The 14,523-nt window shown below is 35.2% G+C and carries 11 protein-coding genes; 10 read left to right on the top strand and 1 reads right to left on the bottom strand.

The window, feature by feature from the left end:
* Nucleotides 1-88: 88 nt before the first annotated feature.
* From NQ185_RS14715 to NQ185_RS20375, 10 genes are all read left to right on the top strand, one after another.
* Nucleotides 89-2,173 carry an alpha-glucuronidase family glycosyl hydrolase gene (locus NQ185_RS14715; protein WP_257582709.1) on the top strand — a complete coding sequence of 695 codons (2,085 nt, stop codon included), beginning with the start codon at nt 89-91 and terminating at the stop codon, nt 2,171-2,173.
* Between the two features lie 94 nt (nt 2,174-2,267).
* Nucleotides 2,268-3,389 (top strand): mannonate dehydratase, encoded by a 1,122-nt coding sequence (uxuA, locus tag NQ185_RS14710; protein ID WP_257582708.1) that lies wholly within the window; start codon nt 2,268-2,270, stop codon nt 3,387-3,389.
* A gap of 213 nt (nt 3,390-3,602) precedes the next feature.
* A complete protein-coding gene (locus NQ185_RS14705; protein WP_373370815.1) occupies nt 3,603-4,553 on the top strand; it encodes an ABC transporter permease in 951 nt (316 codons plus the stop codon).
* A 16-nt stretch (nt 4,554-4,569) separates the two neighbouring features.
* Nucleotides 4,570-5,442: a carbohydrate ABC transporter permease gene (locus NQ185_RS14700; protein ID WP_257582707.1), complete on the top strand. Its 873-nt coding sequence runs from the start codon at nt 4,570-4,572 to the stop codon at nt 5,440-5,442.
* Between the two features lie 104 nt (nt 5,443-5,546).
* Nucleotides 5,547-7,187: an ABC transporter substrate-binding protein gene (locus tag NQ185_RS14695; protein WP_257582706.1), complete on the top strand. Its 1,641-nt coding sequence runs from the start codon at nt 5,547-5,549 to the stop codon at nt 7,185-7,187.
* A 102-nt stretch (nt 7,188-7,289) separates the two neighbouring features.
* Complete coding sequence (locus NQ185_RS14690; RefSeq protein ID WP_257582705.1) at nt 7,290-7,970, top strand: YesL family protein; 681 nt, start codon at nt 7,290-7,292, stop codon at nt 7,968-7,970.
* 23 nt (nt 7,971-7,993) lie between these two features.
* Nucleotides 7,994-8,788 (top strand): Nif3-like dinuclear metal center hexameric protein, encoded by a 795-nt coding sequence (locus NQ185_RS14685; protein WP_257582704.1) that lies wholly within the window; start codon nt 7,994-7,996, stop codon nt 8,786-8,788.
* 41 nt (nt 8,789-8,829) lie between these two features.
* On the top strand, nt 8,830-12,249 hold the full coding sequence (locus NQ185_RS14680; RefSeq protein WP_257582703.1) for a glycoside hydrolase family 2 TIM barrel-domain containing protein: 3,420 nt from the start codon (nt 8,830-8,832) through the stop codon (nt 12,247-12,249).
* Between the two features lie 110 nt (nt 12,250-12,359).
* Nucleotides 12,360-12,548 (top strand): staygreen family protein, encoded by a 189-nt coding sequence (locus NQ185_RS14675; protein WP_257582702.1) that lies wholly within the window; start codon nt 12,360-12,362, stop codon nt 12,546-12,548.
* Nucleotides 12,549-12,815 carry a staygreen family protein gene (locus NQ185_RS20375; RefSeq protein WP_373370814.1) on the top strand — a complete coding sequence of 89 codons (267 nt, stop codon included), beginning with the start codon at nt 12,549-12,551 and terminating at the stop codon, nt 12,813-12,815.
* 38 nt (nt 12,816-12,853) lie between these two features.
* On the opposite strand, the gene NQ185_RS14670 is transcribed toward NQ185_RS20375, so the two are convergent.
* Nucleotides 12,854-14,425, bottom strand: coding sequence for a Vga family ABC-F type ribosomal protection protein (locus NQ185_RS14670; RefSeq protein ID WP_257582701.1), 1,572 nt, complete (start codon nt 14,423-14,425; stop codon nt 12,854-12,856).
* Nucleotides 14,426-14,523: the final 98 nt, after the last annotated feature.

Raw genomic sequence — 14,523 nt, 5'->3', positions numbered from 1 at the left:
TACAATATGAATATGTTTTGGCTCTCATTGTAATTATACCTTTGTAATCGTTATCATCAAGCTATCAATATATGGAGGAGATTTAAGTATGGAAACTAGTCTGAAAGAACATATTGCATGGAAGAAAAGTTATGCATGCTGGCTCCAATATGAAAGAATTACAGACAATGAATGGTATGAAAATCATTCTTCACTTTGTCGAAGTATAGCAGTAATAGGAAATTCACCTATTTTACAATCTTCTCTTTATGAATTGAGACAAGGCATTCAATCAATGCTTGGGGAAGAACCAATCGTTTCTGATAAGACAATTGACGCTTCAATCATTCTCGGAATATACAATGATATTGATTGGCAAAACTATGGAATAGATACATATAAAATAGATGAATTAAATGATGAAGGTTATATCATTCAGTCAGTAAATAATGGTGAAAATGAAAGCCTTTTACTTCTTGGGAAGTCGGATAAAGCTGTGCTTTATGCCACTCATCATTTGCTGCGTATGATTCAACTTGGTGATTCACTCAAAAAGATAAAAATCGTTGAATCCCCGAAAAATCAGATAAGAATGTTAAATCAATGGGATAATATGAACGCTAGTATTGAGCGTGGTTACTCAGGGCAGTCTATTTTTTTTGAAGATAATAAAATAACTAAAAACCTAGCTCGAATTAAAGATTATGCAAGACTTCTGTCCTCAGTTGGAATTAATGCCATTTCGATTAATAATGTTAACGTCTGGAAAGTAGAAACGAAATTAATCACCGACGAGTTTTTACCTGATGTAGCTAAAATTGCGGATATTTTCCGAGCCTACGGAATCAAAACTTTTTTAAGTATAAATTTTGCTAGTCCAATCGAAATTGGTCAGTTGGATACCGCAGATCCCCTTGATTCAGATGTCATAAAATGGTGGGAAAATAAGGCTAAAGAAATCTATCAATATATTCCAGACTTTGGTGGATTTGTCGTTAAAGCCGATTCTGAACATCGACCAGGTCCTTTTTCATATAATCGCGACCATGCTGACGGAGCGAATCTATTAGGGCGAGCTTTAGAACCATTCGGGGGACTCGTTATTTGGAGATGTTTTGTCTATAATTGCTTACAAGATTGGCGCAACCGTTCTACGGATAGAGCGAGAGCTGCATATGACCACTTTAAACCATTAGATGGTAAATTTCTTGATAATGTCATTTTGCAGGTGAAAAATGGCCCAATGGATTTTCAAGTGAGGGAGCCAGTTTCTCCTTTATTTGGAGCACTTGAAAAAACAAATCAAATGATGGAGTTTCAAGTAACACAAGAATATACAGGACAGCAAAAAGATCTATGCTACCTTGTCCCGCAATGGAAAGAAGTATTGGAATTTGACACGTATGCAAAGGGCGAAGGATCAACAGTTAAAAATATCGTCAATGGGTCTCTATATAAGTATAAGTATAGCGGTATATGTGCAGTTTCCAATATAGGAAATGATATGAACTGGACTGGTCATACGCTTGCCCAAGCAAATTTATATGGGTATGGTCGTCTCATTTGGGATCCCGAGCTTGCATCAGAGACCATAGCGGAGGATTGGATCCGTATGACTTTTGGCCACGATCCAGTTGTTATTGAGATAATAAACAACATGTTATTAGAATCATGGCCAATATATGAAAACTATACCGCTCCTCTAGGAATTGGTTGGATGGTAAATATTGGACACCATTATGGACCGAATATTGATGGGTACGAATATTCCGTATGGGGCACATATCATTTTGCCGATCGGGATGGAATCGGAGTAGATCGAACAATCGAAACAGGAACAGGATATGCAAATCAATATTTCTCTCCTAATAAAGAAATATATAACTCACTGAATACATGTCCAGATGAATTATTATTATTCTTCCACCATGTCCCCTATACGCATAAATTGAAATCAGGGGAAACTGTTATTCAACATATTTATAACACTCATTTTAGGGGCGTAGAACAAGTTGAGGAGCTAATAAATAATTGGAATAAATTGAAAGACAAAATTGATGAAATAAGATATGTAAATGTACAGGAACGTTTAAATCTTCAATTGGAGAATGCAAAATCTTGGCGTGATCAGATCAATACTTACTTTTATCGAAAATCAGGTATTGCAGATGAAAAAAATAGAACAATATATTAATGGTGTTTGAAAAAGGAGTTCCTAGGAAATTCCTTTTTCAGCATATTATATATTAAGAAGATGATTGATGGATGCATGATCGGAGGAATAGGCAGTGAGAATGGTGTTTAGATGGTTTGGTAAAGGCAATGATGGAGTAAGTTTACGTCATATTAGACAAATCCCTGGGGTAGAGGGGATTGTTTGGGCGCTTCACGATATACCGGCGGGTGAAGTATGGCCTTTGGACCGCATATTGGAACAGAAAAAACAAGCAGAAGAATGTGGGTTTCATATCGAAGTGGTTGAAAGTGTCAATGTTCACGATGATATTAAGCTTGGTCTACCGACTAGAGATAAATATATTGAAAACTATATTAAAACAATTGAAAACTTAGCCCAAGTAGGCGTAAGGGTAATTTGCTATAATTTCATGCCTGTATTTGATTGGGTAAGAACTGATTTGTATAAACAATTGGAAGATGGTTCCACTGCTTTATTTTATGAAGAGGCTAAAGTTGGCGGCATGGATCCATTCGAATTAATTGAACAAATTGCCCATAATCCAGAATATACAATGCCTGGCTGGGAACCTAAGCGTTTAAAGTCGATAAAACAACTTTTTGCTGCTTATAGTAATGTATCTACAGAAGGATTATGGGATAACTTAGAATACTTTTTAAATAAAATTATTCCTATTGCTGAATTGCATAATATTAAAATGGCGATTCACCCGGATGATCCACCATGGGAGATTTTTGGTTTGCCAAGAATAATTACATCTCAAGAGAATATTCGAAAGCTGCTAAAACTAGTTGATAGCCCATTCAATTGTTTAACTTTATGCAGCGGCTCATTAGGGGCGAATCCTAGAAATGATATCCCAGCAATGATTAGGGAATTTGCGGATCGCATTCCATTTACTCATATAAGAAACATAAAAATCTATGAAAATGGAGATTTTATTGAAACATCGCATCGAACGAAAGATGGGTCGATTAATATTACCAATGTTGTAGAAGCATTTCATGAATACGGCTTTACTGGGTATGCCCGTCCCGATCACGGAAGACATATTTGGGATGAGGAATGTCGACCCGGATATGGTTTATACGATAGAGCATTAGGAATTATGTATCTCTGGGGAATATGGGATTCTTTAGAGAACGGAAGAAAACAGAAATGCGTATCAACACAAATAAATGATACTTTAATTAGTATAAGCCAAAACAATTAGGAAAAAGGTATTAAAAAATATGTATTGATTATTTTAATGATTAAAGTTATTATATAGATAAAACTAACATACTAGTAGGTTAGTAGTTTTTTTCACAATGTACCATACTAGTAGGTTAGTTATAGGTCTTAATGATCATTATTCAATATTGAAAGCGCTTGATTATGCATGATAACTTGACAGAGATGCATAGGGGGAATGTATGTGCAACAAATTGGCAAAAAGACGCAAGTTGAAGTATCAAATAAAAAAACAACGAAATTATTGACAGTTCTTAGAACGCTTAGGAAGGATTGGCAGCTGTACTCTTTATTAATCCTACCAATCATTTATTTACTTGTTTTTAAATACGGACCAATGGCAGGGAATATTATTGCCTTTCGTAAATTTGTACCCGGAGGAAGTATATTTGGAGAATATTGGGTAGGTTTACATTATGTAAAAATGTTCATATCTGATCCAACCTTTTTAAAAGTTTTTAAAAATACTCTCATTCTTAGTAGTTTGACATTACTTATCACTTTTCCGGCACCAATTATTTTTGCGCTTTTATTGAATGAACTAAAATCAATGAAATTTAAAAGGTTTGTTCAAACTGCTTCATATTTACCGCACTTTTTTTCTATTGTTATTGTTTCAGGGATGATTTTGGAACTAGTAGCCCTCAATGGATCGATTAATAATATTGTTGAATTTTTTACAGGGGAAAAGATAAGTTTTATCCAGAAACCTGAATGGTTTAGAACGATATATATTGGATCTGAAATATGGCAAGGCTTAGGTTGGGGAGCGATACTTTATCTAGCTGCACTAACTGGCATTAATGGGGAATTATATGAAGCAGCTAAGATTGACGGTGCCAATCGCTGGAAGCAAACGATTTATATTACTATACCGGGAATTCTTCCCACGATTATTACACTACTAATATTGAATATAGGAAACTTATTAGCAGTTGGATTTGAAAAAATATTACTCTTATATAATCCATTAAATTATAAGACATCTGATGTCATTGCTACCTATGTTTTTCGAGTCGGTCTAGAATCTAGTAACTTTAGTTATGCAACTGCGATTGGGTTATTTGAAGGAATTATAGGACTCATTTTAGTATTTTCGGCTAACTATATTTCAAGGAGACTGACTGATAATAGTTTGTGGTAAGAAGGGAGGAAGTATTTTGAAAGAATCCATACAGTATAAAGTATTTAGAGTTTTTAATGTTAGTTTATTAATTCTGATTGTCGCATTGACATTTTATCCTTTTTTGAATATTGTCGCACAATCATTTAGTTCAGAAGCGTATATCAATGCGGGAAAAGTAAACATATGGCCAAAAGGATTTAATGTAGGGACATATAAAATCATTGTTAGAGATAGTATGTTCTGGATTAATTATAAAAACACAGTTGTTTATACAGTTGTAGGAACAGCTATTCAGATGGTCATGACTACTATGTTTGCTTATGCATTATCGAAAAAACGTCTTTTAGGAAGAGAATTTTTTACGATGTTTGCGGTTTTTACTATGTTCTTTGGCGGCGGCTTAATTCCAAACTATGTTTTAGTAAAATCGCTTGGATTTGGCAACACAATGTGGGCGATTGTCGTTCCTGGAGCGATTAGTGTTTTTAATATGTTAATTATGAAAACGTTTTTTCAAAATATTCCAGAGGAACTTGAGGAAGCGGCCATTATGGATGGATCCAGTACATACGGAACATTGTTGAAAATCGTACTGCCGCTTTCCTTGCCCGTTATTGCAACAATGATCCTATTTTATTCAGTAGGCAATTGGAATTCATGGTTTCCAGCCTTTATCTACCTTAATGACAAAGAACTGTTTCCCGTACAAATTTATTTGAGGAATTTAATAAAAGGTGCAGAAGGAAGCCTTTCGTCAGGAGCAACGAGTGCAGATAACCTAACCCAAATTTCTGCAAATATTAAAGCGGTAACAATGGTATTGACAGTCCTACCCATTTTATGTGTGTACCCGTATGTGCAAAAATACTTTGTCTCTGGTGTAATGTTGGGATCTGTTAAAGGTTAAAAAGTAAGAATACGATCCAGTAAGCTTTAAGGAGGTGGATCACTCACTTTTTATTTATCAAATGTATTCCTAAAGTTAATGGAAAAAATAAGGGGGAGAATGTTATGGAGAAACGGTTTAAAAAGTTATTGTTCCTAATAGCTAGCTTAACAATCTTTAGCTTTTTATTAGTTGCCTGTAATAACTCTGAAAAAACAGAAGGGAAAAAAGAAGGAGACAAACAGGTTGTTGATGTACCAGAGAGTGAAAACGCTGTGGAAAACTACGGATTGGGAGATCAATTTAAAGCAAAAAACGAATTGACCTTCACTATGTCATTTAGTGATCACCCGAATTACCCATACAAAAAAGACTGGCTATTAATAGAGGAAATAAAGAAAAGAACAAATGTAAATTTAGATATGACAATCATTCCAATGAGTGATTATAGCCAAAAAAGAAGTTTGCTTATAAGTAGTGGGGATGCACCGTATATTATTCCGAAAACATATCCTGGTGAAGAAACTCCATTTGTTGCTTCAGGCACAATTCTTCCTATAAGTGATTACGTTGACCTAATGCCAAACTATAAGGATAAAGTAGAAAAGTGGAATATAGAGCCTTTCTTAGAAGGGTTGCGTCATGATGATGGTAAATATTATGTATTACCTGGTCTTCATGAAGATGTTTGGCCAGACTATACTTTAGCAATTAGAACAGATATTGTGGAAGAACTGGGTTTTGAGATGCCAACGACTTGGGATGAACTTGAAGAAATACTAGTTGCAATGAAACAAGCATATCCAGACTCTACTCCTTTCTCTGATCGATGGACATTCAGCAGTACACTTAATGTCGCAGCGACAAGTTTCGGCACTTCTGCTGGTTGGGGCTTAGGATCAGCTTTAAAGTTTGATAAAGAAAAAGATGAGTTTTATTTTGGTCCAGCATCTGACGGTTATAAGCAAATGCTAACTTACTTCCATGGTCTTGTTGAAAAAGGGTTACTTGATAAAGAAAGTGTCACACAAGAAGATGACCAAGCAGTACAGAAATTTGTTAATGGGAAGTCATTTGTCATTGGCACGAACTCTCAAACAATTGTTGATTATCGTAAAGATATGAATGAAATCTTAGGAGAAGGTAATTTCTCTATTAAGAAAATCATTGTCCCAGGTGGACCGGTTGGACAGGTAATGGGAGGATCTAAATTAGAAAATGGAATTATGATTTCTGCAAAGGCGAAGGATGACCCTAACTTTGAAGCGCTTTTACAGTTTATTGATTGGTTATGGTATAGTGATGAAGGACAAGAATTCACTAAGTGGGGAGTAGAAGGAGTTACGTATGAGAAAGGTGTAGATGGCAAACGCGTACTTGCCGAGGACGTGAATTATGTTGGTCTAAATCCACAAGGTACAAAAGCGTTGAATGCTGATTTTGGATTCTCAGGAGGAAACTTCGCTTACGGTGGGACAACGGATCTTCTTCATTCTATGTTTAGTGAGGAAGAGATCGAATTCCAAGAAGCGATGCATGAGACGAAAGAACTTATTTTACCTGACCCACCAATTAAATATGATGAAATGGAACTTGAACAATCAACCCTATTAAGTACACCGTTAAAAGACTTTGTCAATACGGCAACTTATGAATTTATTCTCGGCGATCGTGATTTAGCAAAATGGAATGATTATGTTAAAGACTTGAAAAATATGGGAATGGATGATTACGTAGATTTAGCAAATAAAGTTTATAAAAAATAAGGATAAATGTTAGAAACTACCTGCAATTTATTGTGGGTAGTTTACATATTTTAAAACATTTACAATTGAATGCGTTAACAAAACTAATAAGGATGAACGACGATGGATAAACGCAAAGAATTTGGCCAAGGCATATTTTTCGTAATTTCTAGTTATATTTATTGGTTTATGCTAACCAATATTTACTTTATATTTTGCAATATTATTTTTTTATTTGCCTTCATTACACTAGAGCCTGTTATTTCAAATATTATAATTATTTTTTTGACGCTAATTCCGACGGGGCCCGCCATTACGGCATTATGCTATGTGATGGATAAATTAGTACGTGAAAAAGATATTTCTCCTACAAAAGATTTTTTCTACGGTTATAGAATAAATTTTATAGATACATTAAAGGTTTGGCTACCTTTGCTTGCTGTAATATTTATCTTAATTATTGATTTGCAATATTTTAATCAGGATAGTACGAAAATCAACCAAATCATGGCAATAGTGTTTCTTGTTGCGATTGGATTACTGATTTGTGTCTTTTTGTATGTATTCCCAATTACAGCTAAATACAAATTTAGAATTAGAGACACATATAAGCTATCTATCTACTACAGTTTTAAAAAGGTGAAAATTGCGACTGGCAATATCGGGATAATAATAATTGCTTTATTTTTCACGTTTATAACTACAGATATTCTTTTATTATTTATCGCCAGCATCCTTAGTTATCTATTAACTTTAAATAGCAGAGAGGTGATAGACGATATTAAAATGAATTATACAAAATAAGCGTGAAAGTAGCTGATAGCTAAATGACAATTACGATTAAAGATGTATTGGATAAATTGAAAGAGCCTGTACCGAAAATAGAAAATACTGTAGATATGCTAATAACAGGATATCAAGATGAGTATGTCAAAGGAATTGCAACAACATTTTTGGCAACGACTAATGTAATACAACAAGCAAAAAAACTAGGTGTGAATCTGTTGATTATCCATGAAGGGCTGTACTATAGTCACTTTGATAAAACGGAAAAATGGCAGCATGATTTCATTTTTTTAGAGAAAAAGAATTTGATCGAACAATCAAAAATAGCCGTTTTCCGGCTCCATGATTATATTCATAAGTATAAGCCTGATGGTATTACATCTGGATTGATTCGTATATTAAACTGGGAATCTTTTGTTGAGAAGGATGATGCCGCGGCTTCTATCCTTACTTTACCTGCCATGTCGTTACGTGAAATTGTGTACTATATTAAATCCAAATTAAATATTCCATATGTACGTGTTGTTGGTGATTTATCACTTGTTTGTGAGCGTGTAGGAGTTTCGGTCGGCTATAGGGGAGGTAGCGAAATTTCAATTCCTTTTTTTCACGAAACTCAGCTTGATTTACTTATTTCAGGAGAAGGACCTGAATGGGAAACGCCGGAATATGTAAGAGATGCTGTTCAGCAAGGACGAAAAAAGGCTTTAATTTTCCTTGGGCATGCAGAAAGTGAGAAAGCAGGTATGGAATACTTAGCACAGAATATACAATCACTTTTTCCAAATATACCTGTCCATTTTATCGAGGAAAAACCAGTTTTCCAAATATTATAATGACCATGGAGAGATGAATTGGAGAAGGGATATATATAAGCATGAATAAAAAACCACTTTTTAACGAAGGTTGGGAATTCGCCAAAAGTAATCTAGAAGTTACAGATCCAACGGGTTTGGAATATAGAGCGGTGGACCTTCCTCATGATTGGCTTATTTTTAATACATTGAACCTTTATGAAAACAGTATAGGTTGGTATCGTAAAAAATTTACATATATGCAAGAACAAAAGCAGATTCTTTTATGTTTTGATGGGGTTTATATGGATTCCTCTGTTTATGTGAATAATCAGTTTGTTGGAGAATGGAAAAATGGTTATTCATCTTTTGAACACGAAATTACAAATATCGTCACAGAAGGAGAAAATGAAATTCTAGTGAAAGTAGTTTTTCAGAGTCCCAATAGTAGATGGTATTCTGGCGCTGGAATCTATAGGAATGTGTGGCTAAAGACAAGAGACAAAAATCATATAATAACAGACGGTATTTATGTGAGCACTAAACTTCTAGAGGACGGATGGCAAGTTGAAGTTGATACTGATGTAAACATTTTTGAGAATGTTGAATTAACCCACATTATTTCTTATAAGGGTCAAGCAGTGACGACTTCTTCAGAGAAGTTAATAGTTATGAGTAGTTCTCCTTCCCAAAGTCGTCAAACATTATTTGTTAAAGACCCCTTGTTATGGAGTACAGATGATCCAAATCTTTATGAGCTTCAAACACAATTATTTAAAGCTGATTCAGGTGAAAAAGTAGAGTCCATAACTCAGAGTATTGGTTTTCGGCATATTACCCTTGATTCCAATGACGGTTTAAGACTGAATGGCAAAAAGATGAAATTAAATGGAGTATGTGAACATCACGACCTAGGGGCACTCGGAGCTGCTTTTAACAAGGTAGCTTTAAAGAGAAGATTTAATGTTTTGAAAGAAATGGGTGTCAATTCGATCCGAACTGCACACAATATGCCCGCAAAAGAGCTGATGGAATTAGCGGATGAGATGGGACTACTTATCGTTTCTGAAGCTTTTGATATGTGGGAGAGACCAAAAACACCTTATGATTATGCTCGATTTTTTAAAGAATGGGCACAAATCGATGTGAAAAATTGGATCATGCGAGATCGGAATCATCCAAGCTTATTAATGTGGAGTATCGGAAATGAAATTTATGATACACACGCGGACGAAAGAGGACAAGAAATAACAAAGATACTTACTAACACTGTCCGAACATATGATCCAAAGGAGAATGCTGTTGTTACCATTGGTTCAAACTATATGCCTTGGGAAAATGCACAAAAATGCGCGGATATTGTGAAAGTTGCCGGTTATAATTATGCAGAAAAATATTATGAAAAACACCATAAAGAACATCCCGATTGGATTATTTATGGAAGTGAGACATCTTCTGTCGTACAAAGTAGAGGTATTTACCATTTTCCTTATGAAAAATCGATACTAGCTGATGATGATGAACAATGCTCCGCTCTTGGAAATAGTTCAACAAGCTGGGGAGCAAAGTCGGCGGAAGCTTGCATTTTAGCAGAAAGAGATACTTCTTTTTCCCTGGGACAGTTCATATGGACTGGATTTGACTATATAGGTGAACCAACTCCCTACCATACAAAGAACTCTTATTTTGGGCAAATTGATACAGCAACATTTAAGAAGGATTCATATTTTGTTTATCAAGCGGCATGGACAGATTATAAGAAAAAACCTATGGTTCATATATTCCCATATTGGGATTTTAATGAAGGGAAAATGATTGATGTTCGAGTTTGTTCAAATGCTCCAAAAGTTGAATTACTGTTAAACGGTCATTCCATTGGAACACATGATATTGACCATAAACATGGTACAGAGCTTGTTGGATGGTGGAAGGTCCCATATGAACAAGGGGAACTAAAGGCAATAGCTTATGATGAAACAGGCGACATAATTGCGATAGATGTAAGAAGATCCTTTGGTGATGCGAAAAAGATCTGTTTGCTTGCTGATAAAGAAAAAATGATTGCAAACGGGACAGATTTGATTTTTATTGAGATCAATGTTGAAGATGAAAATGGTCGTAAAGTAGAAAATGCTAATAATCGAGTTTCTGTTCATGTATCGGGAGCGGGACGTTTACTAGGCTTAGATAATGGGGATAGCACCGATTATGATCAATATAAAGGAACAAACAGAAGATTATTCAGTGGTAAATTAATGGCCATCATTGGTTCCACCTTAGAATCAGGAAATATTAAAATCGAGGTTACCTCTCCAGGTCTTCAAAGTAAAACACTACACTTCAAATCTATCTCCAGCAAGGCTGGAGCCGTTAAAGGAATAACAACAAATGATAGAAATCATGAATTACCGTGTATTATGGGGAAGACAGATGAAATACCTGTTCGCAAGATTGAAATTATTAGTGATTCCAATCGTGTTTTCAATGAATCAAGAAAAGAAATAGAGGTGCAAGCTAAATTATACCCGACGAATACCTCTTACAAAGAAATTGAGTGGAGTGTCGTAACTGATACGGGGATTGAATCCAATATTGCGAAAGTAATGGCAGATGGTCATAAAGCAAGGGTCAGCGCATTCGGGGATGGAGAATTTAGACTTCGTTGTACAAGTAAGAACGGAACAGATAAAACAAAATTAATTTCTGAATTAGAGTTTAAAGTGATCAACTTAGGCACCGCCTATAAGGACCCGTATGGATTTATTTCTGGTGGACTGTATGACTACAGTAAAGGGGAAGTTGGAAATGGAAATGAAAGAGGAGTAGCAACAAGTAGAGATGGTGAAACTCAAGTAGGGTTTCGTGATATCGACTTTGACCCATATGGTTCAGATCTTATTACAATACCGATATTTTCCCTCACAAATGAGGAATACTCCTTGCATATATGGGAAGGAATGCCTGGTGAAGAAGGAAGTGAACGATTGGCCGATGTTATTTATCAAAAAGAATCAAAGTGGAATGTATACCAAGAAGAAACTTATCAATTATCCAAAAGACTACGTGGTATAACTTCCATTTGTTTTGTACTTCATAATAAGGTGCATATTAAAGGATTCTCTTTTGAAAAAAAGAACAGGGCGTTTGAACAAAATTTTGCTAATGCTTGCGACAATATATATGGGGATACCTTTGAAAGAAATGGACAATACGTGGAATCTATAGGAAATAATGTATCTATTGAATTTGATCAAATGGATTTTACAAACGAAGGCGCCTCTAAATTGGTCATTTTCGGAAGATCGAACATTGATAATAATACGATTCACTTGAAACTTTCGGGCGATAAAAAAGTTAGTACCCAAATTATTGAATTTAGGCAGTCGAAAGAGTATGAAGAACGCGTATTTGAACTAGAAAGGATAAAAGGAATACAAAAGTTAACTTTTATATTTCTGCCAGGGGCTAATTTTGATTTTGGTTGGTTCCGCTTTTTAAAGTAATTGTTCATTGAATCGTAAATATCATATAAATATGAAATAAATCAATTCAACTCACCTAAATAGGCATTTGCCATATAATACAGTAAACACGTAAAAAGGGGAGCTGCAGAATGGAAAAGCTGCAAACCGACCAGTTTACCGTAATGATTGCACCACCCGCCACTTCATATGGGCCAGTAGATGGAAGAAAATACACACTTAGTACTTCGGATACAGGTAATTCCCAACATTTAACCATTGGTACAAAATACAATGTAAGCATATATAAAAATTGTGAAGATATTTTCACTGCCGAATAGATATCTAAACTTGGTGAATACGTATTTTCCGGAAGAATTTATATAAGTGGTGGGGAATATGACGAAGAACAAGCAATAAATCGATTTAATCATTTACATTCGATATTACCGGAAATGATATCCCATATTATTAAATCCGATTACGACCTGTTTAAACATGTTCCATGGCTCCTTGATGCACCAATCCTGATCGAATATGTATCAAATTTCCAACAGCTGAGATTAATCAAAAACTATGGCACTCCAAGGAAGTTTTTAACCTTTTAGGATTAATTGGTCAAAAAAAAGGGAAAGGAGATAAATCCTCATCCCTTTTTTATTTTGTTTTTTTCAGTAATTAAGGCTTGAAACTCCAACTCCAATTCATCTGAAGGGTCAATGCTTAAACGACTTAATACATCTGAAATCTTCGTTTCTAATAAAAGTAACTCATCTTCTTTAGTATTACGGTCTTTTGTCGGACTATATTGTTGATATTCCTCATATGTCCCATCAAAAACTTGAATCTCCTCGTTTTCAATCGATAAAATCCGATTCGCGATTGATTGAATGAATCTTCGATCGTGGGAAACGAGTAAAACTGTTCCTTCGTAGTCTTGCAGAAGTGATTCTAGTGCTTCCACCGATTCTATGTCTAAAAAATTGGTCGGTTCATCTAAAATTAATGTGTTGATATTACTGACGAATATTTTAGCAAAAGCAACCTTTACCCGTTCACCGCCACTTAAGACACTGACTTTTTTATAAACATCATCTCTAAAAAATCGTAATCTTGCGAGTACTGTTCGAATAAAAGATTCATCTTGTGCAGATGTGGATTGCACATTTCTCAAAATTGACTCATTTACATTTAAAATATCTAAATTTTGGCTAAAGTAACCAATTTGCATGGAAGGGGAGAGGTAAATTCCATCTTCAATATCCATTATTTTTTTTATTAGTGTCGTCTTTCCGCTGCCGTTTTTCCCGGTGATGGCTAGCTTATCTCCACCTTTTACATCAAAGCTAGTGTTCTTCCAAAGCAATCGATTTGGGACCGACCCACTAACATCTTTTATCCTCAAAACAGTACGCCCTTTAAAAGCTTCTTCGTTAGGAAGCTTCATTTTTACTGGGGGAACATCCTTTATTTTATCAACCTTCTCTAATTTTTCTAACCTAGTTTCGATAGCTTTCGCAGTTTTTCTTAGTTTCTTTTGTTTATTTGCAAAATATGGCTTTGCCCCCATAATTCTTGTTTCCGATGGACTTACTTTTTTGGGAGCTTTTGTTGCACGTGCCGCTTTTTGTTCCTTTAAAATAAGTGCTTCCTCTAATTGCTTTTTCTTGCGCTCATACTGTTCATAAGCATTTTCCTGCTGTTTTCGTTCCAATTCTTTTTGGTTAAGATAATCAGAATAATTACCTTTAAATTCCTTAACGTTGCCATCATCAATTTCCCATATTTTCGTACAAAGGGAATCGAGAAATGCACGGTCATGCGATACCATCACAATCGCACCTTGCCATCTTTTCAATTGGCTTTCTAATTTTTCGATATGGAATGTATCCAAATTCGTTGTTGGCTCATCTGCAAGGAGTATATCTGGTTTTTGCGCAAGTGCACGGTTAATGTATTCCTGAGTAATCTCACCGCCACTTTTTGTAGTATTTGTATTTTTCAACTGTGGTAGCAGCACATAATCCGCATACGAAGTGATATTTCCTTCATCAGGCGTTTGTTTGTTCGCAAGAAGCTCCAAAAGTGTCGTTTTGCCACTGCCGTTTCTTCCAACAAGCCCAATGCAATCACGATCCTGAATTAACAAGTGATCAAGATCGATGAGTAATCGATCTTTAATAAATAGTTTTAAATGATTAGCTTCTAATAAAACCATCATACCATCTCCAATTTTACAAAGATGGAGACAAAAAAATGCCTCCTATATTCTTCAGAATAGGAGGCACGGGTGCATACCAAATAAAGAGACTACTC

This window comes from Lederbergia panacisoli (assembly GCF_024626525.1).
Taxonomy (GTDB): domain Bacteria; phylum Bacillota; class Bacilli; order Bacillales; family Bacillaceae_C; genus Lederbergia; species Lederbergia panacisoli.
The sequence above is the reverse complement of the archived record's forward strand: the minus strand, read 5'-3'. Positions and strand labels throughout refer to the sequence as shown.